This window comes from Actinoplanes sp. L3-i22 (genome assembly GCF_019704555.1).
GTDB lineage: Bacteria > Actinomycetota > Actinomycetes > Mycobacteriales > Micromonosporaceae > Actinoplanes.
The window spans coordinates 2,755,596-2,781,227 of the sequence record NZ_AP024745.1 but is presented as its reverse complement, the minus strand read 5'-3'; the positions used below and the strand labels follow the sequence as shown (position 1 = coordinate 2,781,227).

The following is a 25,632-nucleotide window of genomic DNA, read 5'->3' as shown; positions in this document are numbered from 1 at the left end:
GACCGGGTCGCGTGGGTTCTTTGAAACCGCAACCACCCTCGGACGTCGCCCTGGAGGGTCTCGCGTTCTGGGCGCGCCAGCGCCCTGCGAGGCCCGGAAGGGTCCCCGCGGGAGCGACGATCAGTTATTGGCCGCAGCGTCGGAAATGAAGAATTTCAGCTTTGAAACGCGAGCTCCGTGGAGATCGTCTCCATCACCGTGGAGACCTCGCGGCCCTGGTGGTGGAGGTCGCGGAGGAGGTCGATGGAGTAGACCGGGTGCTGGTGGGCGAGGCTTTCGACGTCGGCGCAGAGGGCGGCGAAGCGGCTGGCGCCCAGGGTGGCCGAGGAGCCCTTCAGGCCGTGGGCGAGGCGGGCCAGGTTGCGGGTGTCGCCGGTGGCGGCGGCGCGTTCCATGCGGTCGAGGGTGCCGGGTAGGCGGTCGGCGAAGTTGTGCAGGATCTCGGCGAGGCGGGCCCGGTCGGCGGAGGCGGATCCGGCGATGCCGTCGACGCACGCGCGGATGCTGTCAGTTTCGGTCACGCCTCCGGAGGACCGCACCACGATCGCGCCGGCCACGTCGGCGGCGGCCGCGGCCCGGGCGGCATCGGCGGCGAGGCCCGCGCGGGCGGCGTCGGACGGGCGGATCGGCGTGGCGTCGCGACCCGCCTCGATCAGGGGAAACGGTGGGGCCTCGCGACCCGCCTCGAGCAGGGGGAACGGCGGGGCGACGCGACCCGCCTCGGGCAGGGGGAACGGCGGGGCGTGGCGGGCCGCGTCGGACAGGACGGCGTCGAGTTCCGGCTCCTGGATCGGCTTGGCGAGGAAGCCGTCCATGCCGGCGCGCGCGGCCGCGGCCTGATCGTCGACCATCACGTTGGCGGTCAGGGCGACGATCCGGGGCGCGCCGTGCGGGGGCGGATCGGCGCGGATCCGCTCGGTGGCGGCGAGCCCGTCCAGGACCGGCATCTGCACGTCCATCAGGACCAGGTCGTAGCGGTCCCGGTGGACCGCGGCGACCGCGGCCGCGCCGTCGGCGACGATCGCCACCCGGTGGCCGCGGCGTTCCAGCATCAGCTCGGCGACCCGCTGGTTGACCGGATTGTCCTCGGCGACCAGCACCCGGAGCGGCCGGCCGCCCGCGACCACCGGCGCGTCCGGCGCGGCGGACGACGCGGCGGACGGCGCGGCGGACGGCGCGGCGGACGGCGCGGCGCGCGGTAACAGGGCCGGGCGCAGCAGCAGCGTGACCGTGAACGTCGAGCCCTGCCCCGGCTGGCTGTCCACGGTGATGCCGCCGCCCATCGCCCCGGCCAGCCGCTGACTGATCGCCAGGCCCAGCCCGGTGCCCTCGTAACTGCGCGCGATCGACGCGTCCACCTGCGAGAACGGGCGGAACAGCAGGTCCAGCCGGTCGGCCGGGATGCCGACCCCGGTGTCCCGGACGGCGATCCGCACCGCCGGCCCGTCCGCGGTGACGTGCACGGTGACCGCGCCGTGGTCGGTGAACTTGACCGCGTTGCCGAGCAGGTTCACCAGGATCTGCCGGATCCGGCCCGCGTCCCCGGTGACCACTTCCGGACAGCCCGGCGCGAGGTGGCTGGACAGGTGCAGGCCCTTGGCGTCCGCGGTCAGCGCCACCAGACTGGTCGCCTGCTCGACGCACGAGCGCAGGTCGAACGGCCGCTCGTCCAGGGTCAGCTCGCCGGCCTCGATCTTGGAGAAGTCCAGGACGTCGTTGATGATCACGAGCAGGGCGCCGCCGCTCGCGTGCACGGTCCCGACCAGCTCGCGCTGCCGGTCGTCGAGGTCGGTGTCGAGCAGCAGGCCGGTCATCCCGATCACGGCGTTCATCGGCGTCCGGATCTCGTGGCTCATCGTCGCCAGGAACGCCGACTTGGCCGCGGTCGCCGCCACCGCCTCGTCGTGCGCGGTGACCATCGCGGTCATCGAGGCGTTCACCGCGCGGGCCATCAGGGCCAGCTCCTGCGGGCCGGTGACCTCGGCGCGCCGGCTCAGATCGCCCTCCAGGACCCGCTGGGCGGCCGCGGTCACGTTCCGGGCCGGCGTGGTGATCCGCAGGGTCAGGCTGCGCGCGCCGATCGCGACCAGCGCGGCGGTGCCCAGCGAGACCCAGAGGATCAGCTGCCGGGTGCGCTCGGCGCGGGCCTTGATCTGCTTGATCCGGCTGGACAGCAGCCGGTCCTCGGCGCTGTGCATGGTGTGGTGCGCGTCGATCACCGGGTCGAAGTTCGCGTCGGTGGTACGCGCGCCGGTCTCCATCGCCCGTTCGACCGCGGCGATCCGGTCCTCGATCATCGGCTGCAGCCGGTTCAGGTGATCCTGGTAGCTCGGATCGTGGGCCGACTTCTCCCGCAGCTGGATGATCCGCCCCTCGACGTCGCCGGCGTTCTCGTCGAAGGCCTGCGCCCAGTGCCGGTCGATCGGCTGCTGGTAGCCCCGGGTGACCCGGCTCAGGTAGTCGATCGCGTTGCCCAGGCCACCGAAGTAGCCGAGCAGCTCGTGCGAGTGGTCCATCGAGTCCTGGTCGTTGAGCAGGTCCCCGATCCGGACCGAGGCGCTGGTGCCGACCACCGCCAGGGCCAGCAGCGCGAGGAGGAAGCCGGCGGACAGCATCCGCCCCACGGTCCACCGGGTGATCCGATCACCCTCAGTCGCCATGCCGAACACTCTAGGTTCGGGCCGTTCGTGATCAGACCGGTTCCAGGATCAGGACGTGCAGGTGGCGGGGGCCGTGCACGCCCTCGACCCGGTTCAGCTCGATGTCGCTGGTCGCCGACGGCCCGCTGATCCAGGTCAGCGGCCGCCGCGGGTCCAGGCGCGCGACCGCCTCCGGGACCGAGGCCACCACCTGCTCCGGGCGCAGCACCACGATGTGCACGTCCGGCAGCAGCGTGATGATCCGCCGGCCCTGGTCCGGCGACGCGTCCAGCACGATCGTCCCGGTCTCGGCCACGGCCACGGCCGCCGCCGTCAGGACCGCGTCGGCGCCGGCGATGCGGTCCGGCGACAGGTCGTCGTCCGGCAGGGCCCCTTCGGGGCGCCAATTCAAGGGCAACCCTTCCGGTACGACCACCACCCCGCCCGCGATCTCCGCGACGGTCGCCGCGACGGCGTCCTCGGCGATCCGCCGCACCGTGGCCTTGTAGTCGACCAGCCGGTCCACCAGCACGTCCAGATCCGCGGCCGGGAACACCCGCCGGTACTCCCGGGGCGCCTCGCCCGGCGCAGGCGCGTCCCGCAGCGCCGCCCGGACCCGGCCCAGGATCACGTCCTTCGAGCTCATCGCGACGCCCACCAATCCCGGAAGGTCTGCTGCGGGAACTCCGGCAGATCGCGCGCGTCGGTCCAGCCGCCCAGCGGCAGGCCGCGCCCGCGCCGCCCGGCGATCCGGGCCAGCTTGGCCGCGCGCTGGGCGCTCGCGTACAGCTTGGGCCGGTCCATCGTGTACGCCGCCGCGCGCATCGCGGCCCGCTCCGACCGTGGATGCGGCGCCTGGTTCCGCAGGTGCACCAGGATCGCCGGGATGTCGATCTTCACCGGGCAGGCGTCGAAGCAGGCCCCGCAGAGCGACGAGGCGAACGGCAGCGACGCGTTGTCCTCGATGCCGGTGAGCTGCGGCGACAGGATCGCGCCGATCGGGCCGGGGTAGACCGACCCGTACGCGTGCCCGCCGGTCCGCTCGTAGACCGGGCACACGTTCAGGCAGGCCGAGCACCGGATGCAGTGCAGCGCCGACCGGCCCGCCGGGTCGGCGAGGACCGCGCTGCGCCCGTTGTCGAGCAGCACCAGGTGGAAGTTCTGCGGCCCGTCGCCGGGCGTCACCCCGGTCCACATCGTCGTGTACGGGTTCATCCGCTCCCCGGTCGACGCCCGCGGCAGCAGTTGCAGGAACACTTCGAGGTCCTGCCAGGTCGGCACGATCTTCTCGATGCCCATCACCGTGATCAGCGTCTCCGGGAGGGTCAGGCACATCCGCCCGTTGCCCTCGGACTCGACGACGGCGAGCGTGCCGGTCTCCGCGATGCCGAAGTTGGCCCCGCTGATCGCGACCTTGGTGGACAGGAACGTCTCGCGCAGGTATTTCCGCGCGGCGGCGGCCAGCACCGGCGGGTCGTCGGTCAGGTCCGGGTCGACCCCGGGCATCGCCGCGAGGAAGATCTCCCGGATCTCGGACCGGTTCCGGTGGATCGCCGGCACCAGGATGTGACTGGGCTTGTCGTTGCCGAGCTGCACGATCAGCTCGGCCAGGTCGGTCTCGACCGGCTGGATCCCGGCCGCCTCCAGGGCCTCGTTGAGCGCGATCTCCTGGGTCGCCATCGACTTGACCTTGATGACCCGCTCGGAGCCGGTCCGCCGCACCAGGTCGACCACGATCGCGTTGGCCTCGTTCGCGTCCGCGGCCCAGTGCACGACCCCGCCGCGCTCGGTGACCCGGGCCTCCAGCTCCTCCAGCAGCTCCGGCAGCCGGGACATCACGTCGGCCTTGATCGCCGAGCCGGCCGAGCGCAGCTCCTGCCAGTCCGGCAGCTCGGCGATCACCCGGCCGGACTTGCCGCGGATGGTGGTGGTCGCGTGCCGCAGGTTGCGCCGCAGCTGGTCGTCGGCGAGCGCCTTGTGGGCCGCCGCCGGGAACGACTCGTCGCCGCGCAGGTGCCCGACGCCGCGCGGCGCGGTCGCCGGCATGCCGAGGAACGTCGTCATGTCGCGGCCAGGATCTCGGCCAGGTGCACGGTCTTCACTCCGGAATCCCTTCGACGCAGGCCACCGCCGATGTGCATCAGGCAGGACGCGTCCCCGGCCGAGCAGACCTCGGCGCCGGTGGACACGATGTTGGTCATCTTGTCGGCGAGCATGGCCGCGGACGTCTCGGCGTTCTTGATCGAGAAGGTGCCGCCGAAGCCGCAGCACTGCTCGGCCGCGGGCAGCTCCAGCAGTTCCAGGCCGCGCACGTTGCGCAGCAGCCGCAGCGGCTTGTCGCCGACCCGGGTCATCCGCAGGCTGTGGCACGTCGGGTGGTAGGTCACCCGGTGCGGGTAGTACGCCCCCACGTCCTCCACCTTGAGCACGTCGATGAGCAGCTCGGACAGCTCGTAGGTGCGCGCGCCCAGATCCGCGGCACGGGAAGCCAGACCGGCGTCACCCGCTTTGGCGGCAACGAGGGAGTGCTGGTGCCGAATCGACCCGACGCACGATCCCGAGGGAGCGACAATAACGTCAAAGGGCGAAAAAACCGACACATACCTGCGAATCAGCGGGAGCGCGTCCCGCTGGTAACCGGTGTTGACGTGCATCTGCCCGCAGCAGGTCTGCTCGAACGGGAAGACCACCTCGTGCCCGAGCCGCTCCAGCAGCCGGACGGTGGCCTTGGCCGCCTCCGGGAACAGGGTGTCGGCGAGGCACGTCGCGAACAGCGCGATCCGCACGGTCACCTCCTCACCCGGTCGGCGGCGGCCCGCCAGGGGGCGTCGTCGCCGCGCGGCTCGTAGCGCACGATCTGTTGAGTCTGCCGCACCAGCGCGCGCATCGCATCGATCCCGCCGGATACCACTCCGGCGGCGCGCGCCTGCACCAGCAGATTACCGAGCGCGGTGGCCTCGACCGGCCCGGCCAGCACCGGCAGGCCGGTGGCGTCGGCGGTCAGCCGGCAGAGCAGCTCGTTGCGGGCGCCGCCGCCGACCAGGTGCAGGGCGGCCGGGGTGGATCCGGCCAGCTCCTGGGCCTGGCGCACCGCGCGCCGTTGCGCGAGCGCCAGGCTGTCCAGGATGCATCTGACGATCGTGGAAACGTCGGTGCCCGCCGGCAGACCGGCCGATCGGGTGACCCGGCCCGCCATGTCACCGGGCGGCAGGAAGATCGGATCGTCGAGGTCCACCACGTGGGCGAGCAGTGGTTCCGCGGCCGCCGCGCGGAGCAGGTCGGAAATATCCGGCGAGCCCCACTCCCGCATGCACTCCTGCAGCGGCCACAGACCCATCACATTGCGCAGATAGCGGACGGTGCCGTCGACGCCGCCCTCGTTGGTGAAGTTCGCCGCCCGCGAGGCGTCGCTCAGCACCGGCTCGTCCAGCTCCAGGCCCACCAGGGACCAGGTGCCCGAGCTGACGTACGCGAAATTCTTGTGCTCTGCCGGGACCGCGACCACCGCGGACGCCGTGTCGTGCGAGCCCACCGCGACCACCGGCGTGCCCTCGAAATGTCCGATGAGATCGCCGGGCCGCCGGATCGGCGGGAAGAGCTCCGCCCGCAATCCAAGATCTTCAATCAAGGACCAGGCCCAGTTTCCGGTACGGACGTCGAGCAGCCCCGTGGTCGACGCGTTGGTGAACTCCGCGCCGACGTTCCCGGTCAGCCAGTACCCGAGCAGGTCCGGCACCAGCAGCATGGTCTGCGCGGCCGCGTACTGCCGGGTGCCGGCCGCCGCCAGCAGCTGGTAGACCGTGTTGAACGGCAGCGTCTGCAGCCCGTTGACCTGGTAGAGGTCCCGGGTCCGCGCGGCGACCCCGTCGGTCCGCGAGTCCCGGTAGTGCACCGGGTTGCCGAGCAGCGCCCCGTCCGCGTCGAGCAGGCCGTAGTCGACCGCCCACGAGTCGATGCCGATGCCGTCCACCGGGCCGGCCTTGCGCAGGCCGTCGAGCATCCCCCGGTACAGGCCGAGGATGTCCCAGTGCAGGGTGCCGCCCGCGCGCACCGGCTCGTTCGGGAACCGGTGCACGACGTCGAGCTCCAGCGTGCCGTCCCGGAACGTGCCGACCACGACGCGCCCGCTGGACGCGCCGAGGTCGACCGCGGCGAACCGGTGCGTCACCTTTGTCATCGGAGAAAGGCCGCTGCGACACCCGCGTCGACGGGGACGTGCAGGCCGGTGGTGTGCGACAGCTCGCCGGCGGTCAGCACGAAGACCGCGTTCGCCACGTGCTCCGGCAGCACCTCCCGCTTGAGCAGGGTGCGCTGCGCGTAGAACTCGCCCAGCTTCTCCTCCGGCACGCCGTAGACGGCGGCCCGCTGCGCGCCCCAGCCGGCCGCGAAGATGCCCGAGCCACGGACGACGCCGTCCGGGTTGATGCCGTTCACGCGTACCCCGAAAGCGCCCAGCTCGGCCGCCAGCAACCGCACCTGATGCGCCTGGTCGGCCTTGGCGGCGCCGTAGGCGACGTTGTTCGGGCCCGCGAACAGCGAGTTCTTGCTGGAGATGTAGACGATGTCGCCGCCCATGCCCTGCGCGATCAGGATCCGCGCGGCGGCCTTCGCGACCAGGAACGAGCCCTTGGCCATCACGTCGTGCTGCAGGTCCCAGTCCTGCTCGGTGGTCTCCAGCAACGGCTTCGAGATGGACAGCCCGGCGTTGTTGACCACCAGGTCCACCCCGCCGAAGGCGAGCACCGCGGCGTCCAGGGCGGCCTCGACCGCGGCGGCGTCGGTGACGTCGGCTTTCGTGGAGATCGCCAGGTCGGTGCCGCCGATCTCGCGGGCGACGGTCTCCGCGGTCTGCTCGTCGCGGTCGGCGACGACCACACAGGCGCCCTCGGCGGCAAGTCGCAGCGCGATCGCCCGGCCGATGCCGGAGCCACCGCCGGTCACGAACGCCACCCGGGTGGCCAGGGGCTTCGGCTTCGGCATCCGCTGGAGCTTGGCCTCCTCCAGGGACCAGTACTCGATGCGGAACTTCTCCGACTCGTCGATCGGGGCGTAGCGGGAGATCGCCTCGGCGCCGCGCATCACGTTGATCGCGTTGACGTAGAACTCGCCGGCGACCCGGGCGGTCTGCTTGTTCGCCCCGAACGAGAACATGCCCACGCCCGGGACCAGCACGATCGCCGGGTCGGCGCCGCGGATCGCCGGGCTCTCCGCGGTGGCGTGCCGGTCGTAGTAGGCGCGGTAGTCCTCGCGGTAGGCCTCGTGGAGTTCCTTGAGCCGGGTCGTGACCTCGTCCAGCGGCGCGTCCGGGGCGGTGTCCAGAACCAGGGGTTTGACCTTGGTACGCAGGAAGTGGTCCGGGCAGGAGGTGCCGAGGGCGGCGAGTTCGGCCAGGCGCTCGCTGCCGACGAAGTCCAGGACGACGTCGTTGTCGGTGTAGTGGCCGACCTGAGGGCGGTCGGTAGAGGCCAGGCCGCGAATGATCGGAAAGAGTTCGGCAGCGCGTTGGTGGCGGGCTGTGGTGACGAGGGCGCTGATCTTGGAAATTCCGAAGGGCTGGGGGCGGCCGTGCGCCTCGATGTACGCCGCGGCCGTGGTGATGATCTCCTGCGAGTTGGCCTCGCACTCGTCGCTGGTCGCGCCCCACGCGGTGATCCCGTGCCCGCCCAGGATCACGCCGATCGCCTGCGGGTTCGCCTTCTGCACGGCGGCGATGTCCAGCCCGAGCTGGAAGCCCGGGCGGCGCCAGTCCACCCAGAGCACCCGGTCGCCGAAGATCTCCTTGGTCAGCGCCGGGCCGTCGGCGGCGGTCGCGATCGCGATGCCGGCGTCCGGGTGCAGGTGGTCCACGTGCGGCGCGTCGACCAGGCCGTGCATGGCGGTGTCGATGCTCGGCGCCGCGCCGCCCCGCCCGTGCAGGCAGTAGTCGAACGCGGCGACCATCTCGTCCTCGCGCTCGATCCCCGGGTAGACGCCGGTCAGCGCGCGCAGCCGGTCCAGCCGCAGCACGGCCAGGCCCTTCTCGGTCAGGGTGCCCAGGTCGCCGCCGGAGCCCTTGACCCAGAGCAGGTCCACGTCCGCACCGGTGACCGGGTCGAGGGCGCTGCCCTTGACGGACGTGTTCCCCCCGGCGTAGTTCGTGGTGCGCGGATCCGCACCGAGGCGATTCGATCGCGCGATGAGCGCGGCGACGGCGGCATTCGTCATGGCGTCCCTCAGGTCAGTCCGGCAGCTCTATGAAACGTTTCAGAATTACCGACAGATTACGCAGCGGTTCTGCCTGAGGTCAAGGCTGTCCTTGGGCCATTCGCGTCAGCCACGGACGGCGCCTACGTTCCTCGCTGCTCAGCGACCCGACCGTCAGTCGGCGAGGTCGGCCAGGACCGCGGCGGCGGCGTCGTGGCCGGCGGCGGCCAGGCGGCGCAGCTCGTCGAGGTCGGACAGCTCACGGGCGCGCTCGCCCAGGCGTTCCTGATTCACGGGTGCGCATCCTGTCTGCCGATGGCGACCACCCTTCGCGCGGCGGGGAGGTGTGTCAAGGCGGGTGGGCTGGGGACGGGGCACCGGCCGTACCGAAGCAAGAAGTGAAGCCCGGGCCGAAGCGGCCCGGGCTTGCGGGATGGTTTTCAGATGAGCCAGCGGTTCTTCTGGATCAGCGGGAGGCGGGCCCAGAGGCGGCCCAGGCCCCAGGTGTGGCCGGCGTAGGTGAGGGCGATGATCACCGCGCCCAGGGCGTAGATCACGTGGTAGTCGACGATCGGGTTGCTGGAGCCGCTGGCCAGGGGCCATTCGGCGAGCCACATCATGGCCATCATGGCGGTCGTGGCACCCGCGGCGACCCGCAGGCCGATGCCGAGGATCAGGGCGAGTCCGATGCCGAGCAGGCCGAGCATGAACGCCCAGTCGACGACGACGTTGCCGGCCAGGTTGTGGAACAGGCTCTGGAACGGGCCGGCCTCGACGCTCGACAGGAAGCCCTTGGTGGGTGAACCGCCGTTGATCCAGGCCTTGGCGGACGGGGTGGCGTAGCCGAAGCCGAACGTCTTGTCCAGGAATGCCCAGAGGAAGACGAATCCGGTCGCGAACCGGAGAACGGCGAGTGTCTTGGCAGCGGCCTTGGTGAGCATGGCGCCCGGGGCCTCGACGTGCTCGAGGCGGTGAGCTGCGACGGTGGTCATCGCTTCCTCCTCCATCAATCTCTCTGCCTCAGACACTCCTCGTTCTCCGGTCGTCATGCCCGGGTCAGATCACCTGACTGTGCGGGCCGAAGGTCCCCCTCGCCGGTGTGCGCGGTGGCCCGGCGCCGGACCAGGGCCAGCACGATCACGGCCGCGACCAGGGCGGTTCCGCCCGCCACGTAGAGCGTGGCGTTGAGCCCGTCGGCGAAGCCGGCCGGCTGCCCGTGCGCGTCGGCGATCCGGTCGGCGAAGATCGTGCCGAAGACCGCGACGCCGAGGGCGAAGCCGAGCTGGCGGAACGTGTTCAGCGCGCCGCCGGCCATGCCGCTGCGCTCCCGGGGCACCTCGGCGAGCACCGCGGACGACAGCGACGGCAGCACGCAGCCGACGCCGAGACCGACGACGATCAGGCCGGGGATCAGGATCGAGCCGCTGCTGTCCGCGTGCAGGCGGGCCTGGAGCAGGTCACCGGCCGCGATCAGCAGCAGGCCCAGGCCGACCGTCCAGCGCGGCGAGACCTTCTGCAGGAACTTGCCGGCGGCCGCGCCGACGACCAGCGAGGCGGCGGCCATCGGCAGCGCGCCGTACAGGCCGGCGTCGACCGGCCCGTAGCCGAGCACCTGCTGCAGCCACACGGTCCCGAACGGCAGGTAGCCGAACGCCGCGGCCTGGGTCAGGAACGCCGCCACGATCAGCGCCGCGAACGCGGGCCGCTTGAACAGGGCGAGGTCCAGCATCGGGTGGTCGGAGCGGAGTTCCACGGCGATGAACGCGACCAGCGCGACCAGGCCGACGGCGAACGAGGTCAGGGCGATCCCGTCGGTCCAGCCGGCGTCGCCGGCGCGGATCAGGCCGTACGTCACGGCCCCGGCCGCAAGCGTGAACGTGATCGTGCCGGGCAGGTCGAAGCGGCCGCCCCAGGGCGCCTTCGACTCGGCGACGCCACGGAGCGTGAACCAGACCGCGATCAGGCAGATCGGCAGGTTGACCAGGAACACCCAGCGCCAGCCGAAGTGCTCGGTGAGCAGGCCGCCGGCGAGCGGTCCGGCGGCCGCGGCGGCCCCGTTGACGGCGCCCCAGATGCCGAACGCGATACCCCGGTCGTGACCGCGATAGGTCACGTTGAGCAGGGCCGCGGTGCAGGCGAACATGGCCGCGCCGCCGGCGCCCTGCAGGACCCGGGCGGCGATCAGGGCCTGCTCGTTCGGCGCGATCGCGCAGAGCAGGGAGGAGACCGCGAAGACGCCGATGCCGACCAGGTAGGTGCGGCGGCGGCCGTAGCGGTCGGCGAGGGAGCCGGCGCCGAGCAGCAGCGCGGCGAGGGCGAGGGCGTATCCGTCGAGCACCCACTGCAGGTCGGAGTAGTCCGCCCCGAACTTGTCGGCGATCGACGGCAGCGCCACGACGACGATGGTGACGTCCACCAGCAGCAGGAAGGTGCCGAGGCAGACGGCGATCAGTGGTGACCATTTGCGCATGCACAGCAGGATGCCGGTTTTTCTCCCCGGAGACGGCATCAGATCGCTCTACCTTGCGGATCTCGACATCCGATACCGTCGTATGGTGGAAATCGACACGCTGGACCGGCTGGTCACGCACGCGCTGCGGATCAACGGCCGCGCGGGCTACCGCGAGATCGGCACGGTCCTCGGCGTCTCCGATCAGACCGTCGCGCGACGTTATCGCCGCTTGCGCGAGGAGGCGCGGCTGCGGGTGGTCGGTCTGCCAAACCCCATCGAGCTTGGGTACGAGACCTGGACGCTCCGCCTGCGCGCCGCTCCCGACGCGGCGCTGCCGATCGCCCTGGCCCTGTCCCGCCGCCCGGACACCACCTGGGTCTCGATCACGTCCGGCGGCACCGAGATCGCCGGGAGCGTGCACGTGCCGGCGTCCGCCGACCGGGAGTCGCTACTGCTGCAGAAGCTGCCACGGACCCCGCGCCTGGTCTCGGTGAGCGCGCACTGCGTGATCCACCACTACGTCGGCGGCGCGGTCGGGCCGGACCTGCGCGACGACTCGCTGACCGCGGACCAGATCGCGGCGCTGACCCCGGAGCGGCCGGCCGGCTCCGGCCCGGCCGCGCATCTGACCGCGGCCGACGCCCCGCTGATCGAGGCGCTCGCCTGGGATGGGCGGCTCAGCTACGCCGAGCTGGCCGGCTCGACCGGCTGGCCGGAGTCGACGGTGCGCCGCCGGGTCACCGAGCTGTTCGGGTCGGGGTCGCTCTACACCGACGTGGAGATCGAGCCGGAGCTGTTCGGGTTCCGCGCGGTGGTGATGCTGTGGCTGTCGGTCGCGCCGGCCCGCGTCGCGTCGGTCGGCGCCGCGCTGAGCGCGCACGAGGAGATCGTCTTCGCGGCCGCCACCACCGGGCCGACGAATGTGCAGGCCACCGCGATCTGCCGGGACATGCCGTCGTTCTACCGGTACGTGACGGAGCGGCTCAGCCTGCTCGACGGGGTGGAGCGGATCGAGTCCTCGCCGGTCCTGAAGCACGTGAAGCAGCTCGGGTCGGTGCGCTGACATACCGCGGCGACAGGTACCCGCCGGGATTACCGGCGAGTAAGGATCTCGTTAATAATATTCACTAGTATCGATCTAGATCGGTCTCCCCATCCCGTCCGATGTTGGGAGTCCTCATGTCCGTCCGATCATTACTGGCCGCCTCCGTCCTGGCGGTCGTCGTCACGCTCGCGCCGGCGCCGGCGCAGGCGGCCAATCCGTACGAGCGGGGCCCGGCCCCGACCACCGCCAGCATCGAGGCCACCACCGGCCCGTTCGCCACCGCCTCCACGACCGTCGCCCGGACCAGCAGCTTCGGCGGCGGCACGATCTACTACCCGACCGACACCAGCGCCGGGACGTTCGGGGCGGTCTCCATCGCACCCGGCTACACCAACTCGAAGTCCGCGGTCGCCTGGCTCGGGCCGCGGATCGCCTCGCAGGGCTTCGTCGTGATCGTCATCGACACGCTCAGCGTCTACGACTTCCCGGACAGCCGGGGCACGCAACTGCTCGCCGCCCTGGACTACCTGACCGGCACCAGCACGGTCCGCACCCGCATCGACGCCACCCGGCTCGGCGTGATGGGCTACTCGATGGGTGGCGGCGGCAGCCTGTCCGCATCCAAGACCCGGCCGTCCCTGCAGGCGGCGGTTCCGCTCACGCCCTGGCACACCACCAAGAGCTGGACCACCGACCAGGTCCCGACCCTGATCATCGGCGCGGAGAACGACACCACGGCGCCGGTGGCGTCGCACGCGGAGGCGTTCTACACCAGCCTGCCGAGCACGCTGGACAAGGCGTACCTGGAACTGAACAACGCGACCCACTCGGCGCCTACGTCGGCGAACGTGACCATCGCGAAGTACAGCATCTCCTGGTTGAAGCGCTTCATCGACAATGACACGCGGTATGAGCAGTTCCTCTGCCCGGCGCCGTCGGGGTCCGCGATCCAGGAGTACCGGGACACCTGCCCGCATTCCTGACGCTGTTCCGGTAGGGGGCGCCGGCGGCCTTTCCACTCGGCCGCCGGCGTCTCTGCTCGGATCGCCGGCTCCGGGCGCCGGTTTCCCGGGGCCGGTCGGCGGCCTCGTTTGTCGACTTCCCGGGGCGCGGTGCCGGCTTTCTCAGTGCCAGAAGACCGCGACTGCCGCGTTCGCCAGGGTCAGCGTGATGATGCCGATGTAGTGGCCCTTGTTGACCGCTTCCCGCTTACGCGGGATGAACACCATGATGAAGATCAGCACGGCGATGACCAGTTTGACCACGAGCTTGGCCGGATCTGGCTCGTGGTCCCCGCCACCGCGCAGCGGCGCCGCCAGGCCGAGCCCGCTGACCAGCTGGATGATCGATCCCCACAGGACCGCGGGAGTGATCCGGAACGTGCCGGAGAGGAACTGCGAGATCGCCCCACCCAGCAACAGGGCGAAGCCGACAAGGTGCACGAAGAGCAGGATCAACCGGAGTGCTTCCACAGCCGGTCAGCTTGCCAGCTCCCGAAACACCTCCGCCAGCCGGGATCCCGGCCACTTCGATCATCGCCCCGCCGCGGCCCCGCCCACCCCGGCAGATTCCCCACCCACCACGGGGGCCTGCCCTGCTCCATTATCCCGGAATGGCGTGATCTTGGGAGGGGGCCTGTGGACAAGCCATTGGTGTGGATAACTCGAACCGCCGGCGGAACGGACCTAGAATTGCCCGCGTGAAGCCGCGGCGAGGCGGCTGAGCTCAACGCCGGACCGACCCGGGCGGGGCGGCTGGGCTCAGCTTCGGGCCAAGCCGGGCGGGGCGGCTGGGCTCAGCTTCGGGCCAAGCCGGGCGAGGCGGCTGAGCTCAACGCCGGGCCAAGCCGGGCGAGGCGGCTCAGCTCAACTTCGGACCAAGCCTGGGGAGGTCACTGATCAGCGACGAATCGTTCCCGTAGAGGCTCGCGCCACCAGTGCCGGCACGAACGTGGCCTGCTCGTGCTCGTGGTCCGGATTGGTCGCCTCGTCCAGGACCAGGCGGGCCGCCGTCCGGCCCAGCTCCTGCCGGGGCTGGCGGACCGAGGTCAACGGCACGGCCGCGGCGGCCGCGAAGTCGATGTCGTCGAAGCCGACGATGGCCAGGTCGTCCGGCACTCGCAGGCCGGCGGTCACGGCATGCTGCAGCAGTCCCAGTGCGAGCAGGTCGTTGGCGCAGAACGCCGCGGTCGGCCGCCGCCGGGACGGCAGCCCGGCCAGCCGCTCGCCCGCGGACCGGCCCTCGCTCACGGTCAGCGCCTCGGTCGGCAGGTGGATCAGGTCCTCGGCGGGCTTGCCGAACTCCTCCCACACCTCGCGGGCCCCCTGGTACCGCTCGCGGACCTGGCCGATGGTGCCCGGCCCGCCGACGAACGCCACCCGATCGTGTCCCCGATCGATCAGGTGCTCGACGGCGATCCGGCCGCCCAGCACGTCGTCGACGGCGACCGAGCAGTGGCCGCCGGCGCTGCTGAGCCGGTCGACCATCACGAACGGGATGCCGCGACGGGCGATCTCGACCAGGTGTCCCGCGTCCGGGTCGACCGGGGTGATCAGGATGCCCTGGACCCGCTGCTGGACCAGGCGGTCGAGGTGCTTGGACTCGCGCTCGGCGCGGCCACCGCTGTTGCAGACGAACAGTGACAGGTCGGCGGCGTCGGCGGCGTTCTCGATGCCCTCGGCGACGTCCTGGAAGAACGGGTTGCCGCCGTCGAGCATCACGTACGCCAGGGCGCGGCTGGTGCCGGCGCGCAGCTGACGGGCCGACTCGTTGCGGACGAACCCGAGGTCGGCCATGGCGCGCTCGACCCGCTCGCGGGTGGCGGTGCTGACCACGGCGGGCCGGTTGAGCACGTTGGACACCGTGCCGAGGGAGACGCCGGCGGCTGCCGCCACGTCCTTGACCGACGGCGCGCGCCCGTTGCGCGGCTGCAGAGCCAACCCCGTGCCCCCTCAATTGAACGATGGATTGAAACGCATTCTAGGGTGAGCGCTCCCATCCGGGAATGTCAGCATCGCACCGTGAATGAAACATTTCAACCGGCTGGCCCGCAGGCGATGTGGGCGGGCGGTTACTCCCAAAATGAAGCACGGAACCCGACATTGCCTTGGATTTCCGGCATATGAGCTGGCCCGTGCCGCGTTCGAGCCGGGGGTCATGATCCGGAAGCGCGCGCTACCTGGCAACGACGGTCCCACAGAAAACGCGAGCCGGGTGCCCTACCCCGGCCACGAAGCCCTCATGAACACCGGCCACAGAGCGGCATCGGCCGAGCAGGGCCGAGCAGGGCAGGGCAGGGCCGAGCAGGGCAGGGCCGAGCAGGGCCGGGCAGGGCCGGGCAGGGCCGGGCAGGGCCGGGCAGGGCCGGGCAGGGCCGGGCTGTTGGTGGCACGGGGATTTGGTGGCTTCTTGGGTCTGATGGCACAGACCTTCGGCCGGGAGGTCAGAGAGTGGCGATGTGGGCGGCTACGATGCGCCAGCCGACATTTTCGCTGTACGACCAGGTCCGCGTGTAGCGGAGGTGGGCGCTGACCGGCTTTCCGCCGTAGGTGCCTGTCACCGAGCAGACGACGAACGTCACGCCGGTGGTGTCGACGATCAGCGACTCCAGGCTCTCCTGGGTCAGGGTGTCGATCACCGAGGTACCGGAACGGTAGGCGTTGAGGTCGTCGTCCTTCGTGTGGCGGCCGCCGTCCGGACCGATGGCGATCAGCCGGTCATCGAGCAGCCGATCCAGCTCGTCGACGTCCCCGTTTCGCTGTGCCTGTTGCAGGCGTCGCTCCGCGGCCAACAGCTCGCTCATGGGATCTTCCGCGCTCACCCGCCCAGGATAGAAAGCTCCCGGGCCCGATCCGCCATTCATCTGCCAAGGGCAGAAGCGGGAGCAGTGCCGACTATTTCCCTGACGGACCGGTCCCGCGGGTGGGCTCTCAGGAACGTCGGCTACCGTCCGTGGCCGTGATGCGTTCCCGGATCGTTCCCGTCGCCCTGCTCTGCGCCTGTCTGGCGAGCCTCGCCGCCTGCGGCGACTCGAACACGGAGAGCGCCGCCCCGAAGACGTCGGCGATCGCCGCTGCCCCGTCCGCGTCGGGCGGCGGCACCGGCACCGGCGGGAAGGTGACCGGTGACAAGGAGCTCTGCGACACGGTCAACAAGGCCGGGAGCACGATGAAGAACGGCCTCTCGCAGGCGCAGAAGGCGGACGGCCACGTCGAGGTGGCCGACGCGAAGAAGGCTTTCACGGCGTTTCACGCCACGGTGAACGAGTCGCTCGTGTTCGCCGAGGCCACCGAGGTGACCGTCGCCGCGCGGGCGGTCGCCGACGAGGTGGCCAAGGCCGCGACCGCCGCGGACCCGATCAGCGCCGCCGCGGACGCCGGATTCGCGCAGCTCAGCGGCAACCTCACCACCGCCTGCCAGGCCGCCGGCGTCACCATCAACTTCTGATCCACGGCCCGGCGGGCTCGGGGTCAGCCACCGGCCGAGCCAGGGGCCGGCGGGCTCGGGGCCGCCCGGCCACCAGCCAGGGCGGCGGCGGAGGCGGGCCCGAGGTCAGCCCACCCAGAAGGCGGCAGGCCCGAAGTCAGCCCAGCCAGAAGGCGGCGGGCTCGGGTCAGCCCAGCCAGAAGGCAGCGGGGGCGATGCCGACGCCCTCGACGATCTCGCGGGGATCGTCCGGGGTGGCGAGCGGGTCGAGGTCGGCGGCGTGGCGCGAGCCGGTCGAGAAGATGGTGAAGCCGGCGCGGAACGCGTAGCCGGAGTCGCACGGCTCGGGACGGTGACCGAGCTCGGTCAGCTCGGCGACGACCTCGTCCATGAATCGATACGTCAGCTGGACACCGTCCACCGTGGCCTGCTCGCCGCCGTCGCCGGAGCAGCCCAGTTCGACGAGCTCCACCACGTCGCCGTCGTAGTCGACCACCAGCGACGGCTCGGTGTCGTAGACCGAGCGGGCCGGGATGCCCGGATGGGCGGGCGGACCGAGGCGCGCCTCCACCTCGGCTCGTGTCTCGCCGACCCGCACCATTGCGACGCCCCTGCCGGGCAGAATCTCCATGCTGCGGATGCTCCCACTCACGTACGACAATTTCGACCTGCCGAACCATGACACAGCGCGAATTTCACGCGACGGACGGTAGCGATCGACGGTAGGCCCCACCTTCGGGCGATCAAAAAGCTGGCGAAAACGGCGGCAATGTCCGTACCAAATAGGTGTTTTATGGCGCAAGCCCGGCCGACCGCAAGCCCGGCCGACCGCAAACCCAACCGACCGCAAGCCCGGCCGACCGGGAGGTCAGAGGAGCATGGCCGGGCTGGGGCGCAGGTGGCGCGGGCGCGCGGGGCGGCGGAGCGGAGCCAGCGCGAGCAGGATCGTCAGCGCGGCGAACGGGAGCAGGTCCAGGTCGACGGTGATCGCGGCGATGCCGGCGCCGAACAGCAGCGGGGTCCACACCGGCAGGCGGCGGGCGGCGACCATCAGGCCGAAAAGGATCAGGGTGCCGAGCGGGAAGAGCATCGGGCCGGCGACCTCGAGCGGGCCGGGCAGCGGGGCCGCGTCGCCGAATGCCGGGAACAGGTCGCCGGTGATCACCCAGAGGAAGCAGAGGACGCCGGCCAGGTTGAGGCCGGTGGCCGCGGTGGCGAGCCGATGATTTTTCGGGAAGGTGCCGCGGACCGCGACGGCGAGCACGCCGAACAGCACCATGCCGGCGAAGAACGCCAGGTGACCGGCGTTCCACAGGAAGCCGGAGCCGCGGTGGCCGTCGAGGCCGTCGGCGAAGCGGAGGACGCCGTAGAGCAGGAGCAGGAGCGGCGCGGCGAGGGCGGTGCGGCGGACGATGACCGAGTTCGATGCCATGGGCTGACGCTATGACCGGCGGGACGGGCGGAGCACCGGCACTTCCCCGGAGATGGCCCTGATTCCACCCCTAAGGCATCCTAGGAGGCTATCCCGAAAGGGTCCGCTGCGCTATTCCTATCACGCAGATAGGAATGCTATGCTCGCCACCACGGGGCCGGTGGCCGGAGCAGCGGAGACGCCGAGAGGCGCTCCGACCGCATCCGGCGCCGCCCCGGCAACTGAAGAAACGCCCCGGCCCGCCGATATCTGTTCGGGCCGTACTTCTCGAGCGCCAGCGGAGGCATCGCGTGACAATCCTGACCGAGCAGGCCGCCGAGGAGCTCATCGCGGCGCGGGCGTTCGCTCCCGGAATGCCGGGGTTCGTCGGGATCGCCGTCGACCTGCTGCTCGATCCGGCGTCCGCGCCGGCCGGCCGCCGCCCGCTGCGGCACGGCTTCCTCGATCCCCGGTCACCGCGGGTGGTCGCGGTCAGCGCTCCCCCGTCGCCCGGCCTGGAGGTCGCGCTCCGCCGGACGTCCGACGACCTCGCCGCCGCGACCCGGGTGATGGACCAGCACGGACTCACCGTGCTCCCGTTCGCCACGGCGCAGGCGACCGCGGAGATCTCGGAAACTGCCGGGATCCGCGTCGGCCTGGAGGCCGGACTGGACGAGAACGGCCCGCTCGGCCTCGCGCGCCGCTGGGTCCTCGCGCACACCGTCGCCCCGGTGCTGGCCGCGGCGTTCGCCAACGCGCCGCTGCGCGACGGCCGCCCGACCGGCTGGCGCAGCGTCCGCCAGGCGGCGCGCCGCGACCTCCCGGTCCTGCCCGGTCAAGATCAACACCTTCCGGTGCAGCGGATTCCGGATTCACTCGCGGCGGGCTTCGGCTTCACGATCGATTCGCGTACGTCGTGGACCACGCACGTCATGGACGCCACCACGGTCACCGGCCGCAGTCTCCGCGACCGGTTCCGTGCCGGCGCCCGCCTGACCGAAACCGATCTCGACCGCCACCTGACCGGCCTGCGCCCGCCGGTCGCCGCCCGTGGTCACCTGGAGATCGACGTGGCCGACCGGCAGGCCGGCCACGGCTGGCGGGTCCCGGTCGCGGTGATCGTCGCGCTGCTCGACGACCCGCGCGCGGCCGAGGAGGCGTACGCCGCCACCGCGCACCTGGCCGCCGAGCCCGGGCTGTGGGAGCGGGCCGCCCGCGACGCGCTCACCGACCCGGTCCTGGCCGACGCGGCGCGCGCCTGCTTCCTGGCGGCGTACGGCGCGCTGGCCCGGCAGGGCGCCGGCCGGGAGTTGCGGGACGCGGTCGCCGACTTCACCGACATGTATGTGAACCGGGGCCGCTGCCCCGCCGACGACCTGCTCGACCGAGCCGCCGGTAAGGTCCGCTGAAGTCCATCCCCCGCTGATCGATGGACATCGGGGTGTTGCCGGTCATTCACCCGGCCTCCCTAACGTCCGGCCACATGGGAATGATCGTCAATCGCACGCTCGCCGGCGCCGGTGCGCTGGTCCTCGCCGTGACTCTGGCCGGCACCGCGTCGCACGCGGGCGGCCACCCGAAGGTCACCGCCCCGACCCTGACCGGCTGGGCCGCGCTGCCGGCCGGCACGTTCGTCCCCGGCAGTGAGCCGTCCGGCGCCCTGGTCACCGGCGACCTGCACGGGTTCCCCGCGCCGTTCGCGGACCAGCCGGTGCAGGGCTTCTCCGGCATCGTCGACAACCACGACGGCACGTTCGACGTGCTCTCCGACAACGGGTACGGCAACCAGGCCAACTCGGCCGACTTCCTGCTGCGCATCCAGCGGCTCGCCCCGGCCTTCGCGACCGGCACCGTGGACGTGGTCGGCGGCCTGAACCTGACCGACCCGAACGAGCAGGTCCCGTGGAAGCTGGTCCGCGATGACCGGGTGCTGACCGGCGCCGACTTCGACGTCGAGTCGATCGTCAAGGCCACGGACGGCACGTTCTGGATCGGTGACGAGTTCGGGCCGTACCTGCTGCACTTCGACCGGGCCGGCCGGCTGCTCACCGCCCCGATCCCGCTGGACGGCGTGATCGCGCCGGAGACCGCCGCGCGCACCGGCGTGCCGGCGACCACCAACAGCAGCAAGGGCTTCGAGGGTCTCGCCTCGTCGCCGAGCGGGCGCTACGTCTACGGCCTGCTGGAGGGCACGGTGAACGGGGACACCCCCGGTCAGCTGCGGCTGAACGAGTTCGACACCCGGAAGCAGACGTACACCGGCAAGCGCTACCGCTACCAGCTGGAGTCGACGTCGAACGCGATCGGCGACGCCATCGCGGTGGACGACAACCGCTTCCTGGTCATCGAGCGGGACGGCGGGCAGGGCGCGACCGCGAAGTTCAAGCGGCTCTACCTGGCCGACAAGCGGGACCGGAACCACGACGGCCTGCTCGACAAGACGCTGCTGGTGGACCTGATGAACATCGCCAACCCCCGCAAACTGGGCGGCTTCGGGACCACGTTCACCTTCCCGTTCCAGACCATCGAGGACGTGGTGATCCTGGACGACACCCACCTCGCGGTGCTGAACGACAACAACTTCCCGTTCTCCAGCGGCCGTACCGAGGGCCAGGCGGACAACAACGAGTGGATCACCATCGAGCTGCCGGCGCGTCTGCACGCCGACCGGGATCTGCTGCGCTGACCCGCGTCGTCCGATCGAACGGGTGGGACCGGCGTTGCCGCGCCGGTCCCACCCGTTCGTCGATACGGAATCGACACCGTCACGGGCTCAGAAAAGATCGTTTCCTGGGTTAGCGTCCCCGCGTGAACGAGGAAATTCCCGGGCAGCCGCAGCCGGTCGATCCGCTGGCTGCCGGCCCGGCGCCCAGCGACCCGCTGGCCGCGCCGCCCACCGCTCCGATGTATCCGCCACCCGCGGACGTCCCCCCGACGGCTGCTTTCCCGCCGCCCGGCGGTTTCCCCCCGCCCGGTGGCTTCCCCCCGCCCGGTGGCTTCCCCCCGCCCGCGGCGTTTCCCCCGCCGGCCGCCTTCCCGCCGCCGCCGGATCAGGCCGCGGGCTTCCCGCCACCGGCGCCGTACCAGCCGGCCGGGGCCTTCCCGCCGCCCGGTGTCTACCCGCCGGCCGGCGCCTACCCGCCGCCGCCCGGATATCCGCAGCCCGGCGCGTATCCGCCGCCGCCCGGCTACCCGGTCGGTTACCCGGGCTACGGGCAGCCGGTCAAGACCAACGGCTTCGCCATCGCCTCACTGATCTTCGGGGTCCTCGGTGGTGTCCTGTTCAGCGTCATCTTCGGCATCGTCGCCCTCACCCAGATCCCGAAGCGCGGTGACAAGGGCAAGGGACTGGCCATCGCGGGGCTGAGCCTGTCCGGCCTCTGGATCGCCGGCATCGCCGCGGCGATCGTGATCGGCTCGTTCGCCCAGAGCACCACGTCGACGACCGACTCGGACTTCGCGTCCGGGACCGGGCCGACGATCGAGGAGACCACCGAGGCGACCCCGTCGCCGAGCGCGTCGAGCCTGAAGAACGCGTACGACCTGGGCACCGTCCAGACCGAGAAGCTGGTCGCCGGCGACTGCATCTCGGAGATCGACGAGAACGGCAGCGCGAGCGAGTTCCCGACGATCCTGTGCAGCAAGCCGCACGCCGGCGAGGTGTACTACGTCTGGAGCTTCCCGAAGGGCGCCTACCCGGGCGAGAAGAAGGTCGAGGCCGAGGCGCAGAAGCGCTGCGACGCCGCGCTCGACAAGTTCGCGAAGGGCAAGTTCGCCGACGCGGAGTACTGGTACGTCTACCCGTCCGACGAGTCGTGGTCCGAGGACCGCATCGTCACCTGCATCGCGGTGCCCGAGAAGGGCACCTGGACCGGATCGATGGTCAAGAAGTAACACCCGCTGACCGGCCGCCCGCCACCACGGGCGGCCGGGTAGTGACCTGGAACACAGCACTTCACGCTCGCCGTACGCCCGGTCGTCTCGCGGTAAACACCACGGGAAAAGGGGTACGGCGATGCACAGGATCATGGTTCTCGGCGCGGGATACGCGGGCATGCTCGCGGCGGTCAGCCTGATCGGGCGGACCCGGCGGCGCGCCGACGTCGAGGTCACCGTCGTCAACGGGACCGGGCGGTTCACCGAGCGTCTGCGACTGCACCAGACCGCCACCGGGCAGCAGCTGGCGGAGCTTCCGATCGCGCGCTTCGTGGACCATCTGGAGATCGGCTGGGTGACCGGGATCGATCTCGCCGCGAAGACGGTGCGGATCGACGACGAGCGGGAGCTCGGATTCGACACGCTGGTCTACGCGCTCGGCGCCACGGCGGACACCTCGGCCGTTCCGGGTGCGGCCGACCACGCGTACACCTTGGACTCCGCAAGCGAGGCGGGCCTGTTCGCGCGCCGCCTCGATGAGCTCGGCGAAGGCCGCGTGCTGGTCTGCGGCAGCGGGCTGACCGGCCTGGAAGCGGCCACCGAGATCGCCGAACGGTACCCGCGCCTGGCGGTGACGCTGCTCGGCCGGGAGGCGCCCGGGCGCGCCCTCGGGCCGAAGGCGCGGAAATACCTGGACGCCGCGCTGCGCCGGCTGGGCGTCACGGTCCGGACCGCCGAGATAGTCAAGCTCCGGCCGGACGGCGCCGACCTGGCCGACGGCGGTTTCGCGCCGGCCGACGTGCTGCTGTGGACCAGCGGCGTGCGCGTGTCGCCGCTGGCCGCGGCCGCCGGGCTGACCGTTGACGATCGCGGCCGGATCGTCACCGACGCCACCCTGCGCTCGGTCTCGCACCCGGACGTGTACGCGGTCGGTGACGCCGCCGCGATCACCCAGCGCTACGGCGTGATGCACGGGACCTGCCAGAGCGGGATGCCGACCGGGGCGCACGCCGCCGCCCAGATCGTCCGGGAGCTGGACGGCAAGGCGCCGAGGCCGTTCCGGTTCGGGTACCTCCACGAGCCGGTCAGTCTCGGACGCCGGGACGCGGTGATCCAGTTCGTGCACCCCGACGAGACGCCCAAGCGGATGTACCTGTCCGGCCGCGCCGCGGTCTGGTACAAGGAGACGGTGAGCTCGGCGCCCTGGACGACCTACGGACGGATCCTGCGCTCGCCCGGGATCGGGCTGCTCGGCTGGCGCCGCGGCGGCGGCTACACCCGATGAGCGTCTTCGACGACTACCGGAACCTGCTGTTCTCGGTGGCCTACCGGATCCTCGGCAGTGCCGCGGACGCCGAGGACGCGGTGCAGGACACCTGGCTGAAGTGGTCGGCGGCGGACCGGTCCAGGGTCGCCGACCCGAAGGCGTACCTGGTGCGGATCGTGACGAACGTGGCGATGGACCGGCTGCGGTCCGCCAAGCGCGCGGCCTACATCGGGCCGTGGCTGCCCGAGCCGGTCCTGACCAGCGGCGACGCGCCGGACGTGGCGCCCGCGCTGCTGCTGGTGCTGGAGAACCTGACGCCGCTGGAACGGGCGGTGTTCGTCCTCAAGGAGGCGTTCGCCTTCAGCTACGAGGAGATCGCCGAGGCGGTGGACCGGTCGCCGGACAGTGTGCGGCAGGCCGCCCACCGGGCGCGGGAGCACGTCCGGTCGAAGCGGGCCCGGTTCACCGCGGACCGGGACCGGCAGCGGGCGGTGACCGAACGGTTCTTCGCGGCGGCGGCCGGCGGGGACATCAACACGCTGATGGAGCTGCTCGCGCCGGACGTGACGCTGTGGACCGACGGGGGCGGGAAGGTGCGCCAGGCGATGCGGCCGGTGCAGGGCGCCGAGCGGGTCGCGGCGTGGCTGGCCGGGGTGGGGTCACGGCCGTACCAGGGGGTCCGGCCGGACGAGATGGCGGCCGCGCTGGTCGACCTGAACGGCGAGCCCGGCCTGGTGATCAGCGGCGCCGGCCGGGTGCTCGGCACGATCACCCTGGACCTGGACCCGGCCGGCCGGGTGACGGCGATCCTGAACACCGCCAACCCGGACAAGCTGGCGTCGGTTCAGGGAGGTGTGGTGCGGGACCTGTGAAGGTCCCGTGCACACGGCTGGTGGTGATGAGGTGGCCGCCTAGGTTGCGATCATGAGAGCGATCCGCGCCTGGCTGCTGGTGTTCCTGATCGGGCTGACACTGAGCGGCATCACGGCCTTTCCCCTGGTCACCGAGACACGGTTGCTGTCCGAGCTGCTGCACGCGCTGCCCGCGCCGGACGGGCTCGTCGCCTGGGTGGATCGGGTGCACGAGGGCCTGGCGGTGACCGGCGAGCGGTATCCGTTCCTCGCGTACGGGACGGACTGGCTGGCCTTCGCGCACCTGATGATCGCGGCGGCGTTCTGGGGTCCCTGGCGGGACCCCGTACGCAACCTGTGGGTGATCGAGTGGGGCATGGTCTGCTGCGCGGCGATCGTGCCGCTCGCCCTGATCGCCGGGCCGATCCGCGGGCTCCCGCTCTGGTGGGAGCTGATCGACATCTCGTTCGGGGTGTTCGGCGTCGTCCCGTTGCTGGTCATTCGCGCCCGGATCCGGGCGCTGGCCGCGGTCAGTGCTGCTGACGGGCCCGGCGGCGCTCGGTCAGCTCCCACGCGATCACGTACTGCCTGATCATCTGGGCCAGCGGGTCGACGGTCTTGAAGATCATCACGACGTGGTGACCGGGCTCGTCGCCGGCCGGGCGGACCGCGTACACCTTGCCCTTGAGCTCGGCCTCGCCGTTGCCCAGCCAGACCAGGGCGCGCATCTGGTCGCCCTCCCGCAGCATCTTCGCGTCCGGCAGCCAGAACCGCAGGCCACCCTCGCTGATGTCGAGCATCCGGCCCTGCAGGTACTGCGGACCGAAGTCGCCGAAGACGCGGATCGGGGCGCCGGCGCCGCCGCGGGCGTACTCCCGGCGGTTGCTGATCACCGGCTCGGCGGTCGGGAACAGTGTCCAGCGGAACGGCGAGTTGTCGCTGACGCCCTTGAGCAGGACCGGCATCACGATCCGGCTGCGCGGCGGGACCCAGAAGACGTCGAACTCGTACCCGGGGAGGAAGCCTTCGGGGCCGGTGGTCTCCAGCGGGGCGGCCACGCTGAAGGTGTCCTCCTCCACGGACTCCAGCCGCGACCGGAAGTTCACGCCGTCCCCGAGCGCCAGGAACATCGGGGAACCGATCTCGGGCAGATCCATCACTGTCGGCCTTTCACGTCGCCGGGGCCCGCACCTCGCGGGTCGAAAGACAAAGTCGGCGCGGGCTCCGGCGACGTGAGGGTCCTCGAGTTGCGATCCGGAGCGCCCCGCTCCGAACCTGAAACCATCAACCCCAAACTTCAAGATCCGCTTTGGTACGGACATAGCCCCGCGCCCGGGGTTCGGGTCCTTTGAAACCGCAACCACCCTCGGACGTCGCCCTTGCGGGTCTCGTGTTCTGGGCGCCCCGCGCCCTTGCGAGACCCGGAAGGGTCCCCGCGGGAGCGACGATCAGTTATTGGCCGCAGCCGAGGCAATGATGAATT

Annotated in this window: 23 protein-coding genes; 9 read left to right on the top strand and 14 right to left on the bottom strand. The window is 71.4% G+C overall.

Going from position 1 to position 25,632, the window contains the following annotated elements; all coding sequences use genetic code 11:
* Window positions 1-155: 155 nt before the first annotated feature.
* The 8 genes from L3i22_RS12400 to L3i22_RS12365 form a co-directional block, all read right to left on the bottom strand.
* Complete coding sequence (locus L3i22_RS12400; protein ID WP_221327110.1) at window positions 156-2,660, bottom strand: ATP-binding protein; 2,505 nt, start codon at window positions 2,658-2,660, stop codon at window positions 156-158.
* 31 nt (window positions 2,661-2,691) lie between these two features.
* Window positions 2,692-3,285 (bottom strand): LUD domain-containing protein, encoded by a 594-nt coding sequence (locus L3i22_RS12395; RefSeq protein WP_221327109.1) that lies wholly within the window; start codon window positions 3,283-3,285, stop codon window positions 2,692-2,694.
* Window positions 3,282-4,703: a LutB/LldF family L-lactate oxidation iron-sulfur protein gene (locus tag L3i22_RS12390; RefSeq protein WP_221327108.1), complete on the bottom strand. Its 1,422-nt coding sequence runs from the start codon at window positions 4,701-4,703 to the stop codon at window positions 3,282-3,284. Before L3i22_RS12390 ends, L3i22_RS12395 begins: the two co-directional genes overlap by 4 nt.
* A complete protein-coding gene (locus L3i22_RS12385; protein ID WP_221329927.1) occupies window positions 4,700-5,425 on the bottom strand; it encodes a (Fe-S)-binding protein in 726 nt (241 codons plus the stop codon). Before L3i22_RS12385 ends, L3i22_RS12390 begins: the two co-directional genes overlap by 4 nt.
* Before the next feature lie 2 nt (window positions 5,426-5,427).
* Window positions 5,428-6,816 (bottom strand): rhamnulokinase family protein, encoded by a 1,389-nt coding sequence (locus tag L3i22_RS12380; RefSeq protein WP_221327107.1) that lies wholly within the window; start codon window positions 6,814-6,816, stop codon window positions 5,428-5,430.
* Entirely contained in the window at window positions 6,813-8,843 is a 2,031-nt protein-coding gene (locus L3i22_RS12375) for a bifunctional aldolase/short-chain dehydrogenase (protein WP_221327106.1), read from the bottom strand. Before L3i22_RS12375 ends, L3i22_RS12380 begins: the two co-directional genes overlap by 4 nt.
* 419 nt (window positions 8,844-9,262) lie before the next feature.
* Window positions 9,263-9,814 carry a hypothetical protein gene (locus L3i22_RS12370; protein WP_221327105.1) on the bottom strand — a complete coding sequence of 184 codons (552 nt, stop codon included), beginning with the start codon at window positions 9,812-9,814 and terminating at the stop codon, window positions 9,263-9,265.
* Window positions 9,815-9,867: 53 nt separating this feature from the next.
* Window positions 9,868-11,292: an MFS transporter gene (locus L3i22_RS12365; RefSeq protein WP_255658160.1), complete on the bottom strand. Its 1,425-nt coding sequence runs from the start codon at window positions 11,290-11,292 to the stop codon at window positions 9,868-9,870.
* An 85-nt stretch (window positions 11,293-11,377) separates the two neighbouring features.
* Here L3i22_RS12365 and L3i22_RS12360 point away from each other — a divergent pair, with 85 nt between their 5' ends.
* Window positions 11,378-12,337, top strand: a complete 960-nt coding sequence (locus L3i22_RS12360; protein WP_221327104.1) for an Lrp/AsnC family transcriptional regulator — start codon at window positions 11,378-11,380, stop codon at window positions 12,335-12,337.
* 116 nt (window positions 12,338-12,453) lie between these two features.
* The gene (locus tag L3i22_RS12355; RefSeq protein WP_221327103.1) at window positions 12,454-13,302 is read left to right on the top strand and encodes a dienelactone hydrolase family protein; all 849 of its coding nucleotides are present in this window, start codon (window positions 12,454-12,456) and stop codon (window positions 13,300-13,302) included.
* 141 nt (window positions 13,303-13,443) lie between these two features.
* Here L3i22_RS12355 and L3i22_RS12350 read toward each other — a convergent pair whose 3' ends face one another.
* The 3 genes from L3i22_RS12350 to L3i22_RS12340 form a co-directional block, all read right to left on the bottom strand.
* Window positions 13,444-13,791: a hypothetical protein gene (locus L3i22_RS12350; RefSeq protein WP_221327102.1), complete on the bottom strand. Its 348-nt coding sequence runs from the start codon at window positions 13,789-13,791 to the stop codon at window positions 13,444-13,446.
* 426 nt (window positions 13,792-14,217) lie between these two features.
* Window positions 14,218-15,258, bottom strand: coding sequence for a LacI family DNA-binding transcriptional regulator (locus tag L3i22_RS12345; RefSeq protein WP_255658159.1), 1,041 nt, complete (start codon window positions 15,256-15,258; stop codon window positions 14,218-14,220).
* A 503-nt stretch (window positions 15,259-15,761) separates the two neighbouring features.
* Window positions 15,762-16,121: a nuclear transport factor 2 family protein gene (locus tag L3i22_RS12340; RefSeq protein ID WP_221327101.1), complete on the bottom strand. Its 360-nt coding sequence runs from the start codon at window positions 16,119-16,121 to the stop codon at window positions 15,762-15,764.
* Between the two features lie 155 nt (window positions 16,122-16,276).
* On the opposite strand from L3i22_RS12340, the gene L3i22_RS12335 reads away from it, so the two are divergent.
* On the top strand, window positions 16,277-16,765 hold the full coding sequence (locus L3i22_RS12335; RefSeq protein ID WP_221327100.1) for a hypothetical protein: 489 nt from the start codon (window positions 16,277-16,279) through the stop codon (window positions 16,763-16,765).
* Window positions 16,766-16,931: 166 nt separating this feature from the next.
* Here the strand turns inward: L3i22_RS12335 and L3i22_RS12330 are convergent, their stop codons facing one another.
* Both L3i22_RS12330 and L3i22_RS12325 read right to left on the bottom strand, forming a co-directional pair.
* Window positions 16,932-17,375 (bottom strand): hypothetical protein, encoded by a 444-nt coding sequence (locus tag L3i22_RS12330; RefSeq protein WP_221327099.1) that lies wholly within the window; start codon window positions 17,373-17,375, stop codon window positions 16,932-16,934.
* 237 nt (window positions 17,376-17,612) lie between these two features.
* The gene (locus tag L3i22_RS12325; RefSeq protein WP_221327098.1) at window positions 17,613-18,176 is read right to left on the bottom strand and encodes a hypothetical protein; all 564 of its coding nucleotides are present in this window, start codon (window positions 18,174-18,176) and stop codon (window positions 17,613-17,615) included.
* A gap of 290 nt (window positions 18,177-18,466) precedes the next feature.
* Between L3i22_RS12325 and L3i22_RS12320 the strand changes: the two genes are divergently transcribed.
* The 6 genes from L3i22_RS12320 (at window position 18,467) to L3i22_RS12295 (ending at window position 24,741) form a co-directional block, all read left to right on the top strand.
* Entirely contained in the window at window positions 18,467-19,564 is a 1,098-nt protein-coding gene (locus tag L3i22_RS12320; protein ID WP_255658157.1) for a glutamate-cysteine ligase family protein, read from the top strand.
* A 74-nt stretch (window positions 19,565-19,638) separates the two neighbouring features.
* Complete coding sequence (locus L3i22_RS12315; protein ID WP_221327096.1) at window positions 19,639-20,841, top strand: esterase-like activity of phytase family protein; 1,203 nt, start codon at window positions 19,639-19,641, stop codon at window positions 20,839-20,841.
* Window positions 20,842-20,963: 122 nt separating this feature from the next.
* Window positions 20,964-22,049, top strand: a complete 1,086-nt coding sequence (locus L3i22_RS54315; protein WP_221327095.1) for a DUF4190 domain-containing protein — start codon at window positions 20,964-20,966, stop codon at window positions 22,047-22,049.
* A 121-nt stretch (window positions 22,050-22,170) separates the two neighbouring features.
* Window positions 22,171-23,316 carry an NAD(P)/FAD-dependent oxidoreductase gene (locus L3i22_RS12305; protein ID WP_221327094.1) on the top strand — a complete coding sequence of 382 codons (1,146 nt, stop codon included), beginning with the start codon at window positions 22,171-22,173 and terminating at the stop codon, window positions 23,314-23,316.
* A complete protein-coding gene (gene sigJ / locus L3i22_RS12300; protein ID WP_221327093.1) occupies window positions 23,313-24,170 on the top strand; it encodes an RNA polymerase sigma factor SigJ in 858 nt (285 codons plus the stop codon). The genes L3i22_RS12305 and sigJ overlap by 4 nt, the downstream gene beginning before the upstream one ends.
* Window positions 24,171-24,222: 52 nt before the next feature.
* Window positions 24,223-24,741: a hypothetical protein gene (locus L3i22_RS12295; protein ID WP_221327092.1), complete on the top strand. Its 519-nt coding sequence runs from the start codon at window positions 24,223-24,225 to the stop codon at window positions 24,739-24,741.
* Here the strand turns inward: L3i22_RS12295 and L3i22_RS12290 are convergent.
* Window positions 24,680-25,306 (bottom strand): PilZ domain-containing protein, encoded by a 627-nt coding sequence (locus L3i22_RS12290; protein WP_221327091.1) that lies wholly within the window; start codon window positions 25,304-25,306, stop codon window positions 24,680-24,682. The genes L3i22_RS12295 and L3i22_RS12290 overlap by 62 nt on opposite strands.
* Window positions 25,307-25,632 lie beyond the last annotated feature (326 nt).

Excerpts from the sequence above, each read along its gene's own strand:
- L3i22_RS12370 (WP_221327105.1), bottom strand. The coding sequence starts at position 9,814 with ATGACCACCGTCGCAGCTCACCGCCTCGAGCACGTCGAGGCCCCGGGC.
- L3i22_RS12330 (WP_221327099.1), bottom strand. The coding sequence starts at position 17,375 with ATGGAGATTCTGCCCGGCAGGGGCGTCGCAATGGTGCGGGTCGGCGAG.
- sigJ (WP_221327093.1), top strand. The coding sequence starts at position 23,313 with ATGAGCGTCTTCGACGACTACCGGAACCTGCTGTTCTCGGTGGCCTAC.
- L3i22_RS12290 (WP_221327091.1), bottom strand. The coding sequence starts at position 25,306 with ATGGATCTGCCCGAGATCGGTTCCCCGATGTTCCTGGCGCTCGGGGAC.
- L3i22_RS12365 (WP_255658160.1), bottom strand. The coding sequence starts at position 11,292 with ATGCGCAAATGGTCACCACTGATCGCCGTCTGCCTCGGCACCTTCCTG.
- L3i22_RS12315 (WP_221327096.1), top strand. The coding sequence starts at position 19,639 with ATGGGAATGATCGTCAATCGCACGCTCGCCGGCGCCGGTGCGCTGGTC.
- L3i22_RS12390 (WP_221327108.1), bottom strand. The coding sequence starts at position 4,703 with ATGACGACGTTCCTCGGCATGCCGGCGACCGCGCCGCGCGGCGTCGGG.
- L3i22_RS12395 (WP_221327109.1), bottom strand. The coding sequence starts at position 3,285 with ATGAGCTCGAAGGACGTGATCCTGGGCCGGGTCCGGGCGGCGCTGCGG.
- L3i22_RS12295 (WP_221327092.1), top strand. The coding sequence starts at position 24,223 with ATGAGAGCGATCCGCGCCTGGCTGCTGGTGTTCCTGATCGGGCTGACA.
- L3i22_RS12400 (WP_221327110.1), bottom strand. The coding sequence starts at position 2,660 with ATGGCGACTGAGGGTGATCGGATCACCCGGTGGACCGTGGGGCGGATG.
- L3i22_RS12325 (WP_221327098.1), bottom strand. The coding sequence starts at position 18,176 with ATGGCATCGAACTCGGTCATCGTCCGCCGCACCGCCCTCGCCGCGCCG.
- L3i22_RS12340 (WP_221327101.1), bottom strand. The coding sequence starts at position 16,121 with ATGAGCGAGCTGTTGGCCGCGGAGCGACGCCTGCAACAGGCACAGCGA.
- L3i22_RS12355 (WP_221327103.1), top strand. The coding sequence starts at position 12,454 with ATGTCCGTCCGATCATTACTGGCCGCCTCCGTCCTGGCGGTCGTCGTC.
- L3i22_RS12305 (WP_221327094.1), top strand. The coding sequence starts at position 22,171 with ATGCACAGGATCATGGTTCTCGGCGCGGGATACGCGGGCATGCTCGCG.
- L3i22_RS12380 (WP_221327107.1), bottom strand. The coding sequence starts at position 6,816 with ATGACAAAGGTGACGCACCGGTTCGCCGCGGTCGACCTCGGCGCGTCC.
- L3i22_RS12375 (WP_221327106.1), bottom strand. The coding sequence starts at position 8,843 with ATGACGAATGCCGCCGTCGCCGCGCTCATCGCGCGATCGAATCGCCTC.